The 607-nt window shown below is 71.3% G+C and carries 1 protein-coding gene; it reads left to right on the forward strand.

The window, feature by feature from the left end:
* On the forward strand, positions 1 to 607 hold a 607-nt coding region (locus A5691_RS12860; protein WP_156670248.1), incomplete at both ends, for a cation diffusion facilitator family transporter.

Here is a 607-nt window from a genome sequence, read left to right on the forward strand (position 1 = left end):
CGCCGACAGCGTGGACACCGCCCTGGAATCCAGCGCGATCGGCATCCGGGCGGTCAAGATCAGCCTCGTCGGACTGGGCGCTACCGCGGCCGTGCAGGTGGTGATTGCCGTCCTGTCGGGATCGATCGCGCTGCTTGCCGACACCATCCACAACTTCTCGGACGCGCTGACGGCCGTCCCGCTCTGGATCGCGTTCTCGTTGGGCCGCCGCGCGCCGACCCGCCGCTACACCTACGGCTACGGCCGCGCCGAGGACATCGCCGGCTTGTTCGTCATCGGCATGATCACGCTGTCGGCGATCGTCGCCGGCTACGAGGCCGTCCTGCGGCTGATTCACCCCGTCGCCATCGGCCACGTGGGTTGGGTCGCCGCCGCCGGGCTCATCGGCTTCGCGGGCAACGAGGTCGTCGCCGTCTACCGGATCCGCACCGGCCGCCGGATCGGCTCGGCCGCCCTCGTCGCCGACGGCCTGCACGCTCGCACCGACGGATTCACCTCGCTCGCAGTGCTTTTCGGGGCGGCCGGCGTCGCGCTCGGCTACCCGCTGGCCGACCCGATCGTCGGCCTGATCATCACGGTGGCGATCCTGGCGGTGCTGCGCGGTGCC

The sequence above is a fragment of the Mycobacterium sp. E183 genome (genome assembly GCF_001667735.1).
Lineage (GTDB): Bacteria > Actinomycetota > Actinomycetes > Mycobacteriales > Mycobacteriaceae > Mycobacterium.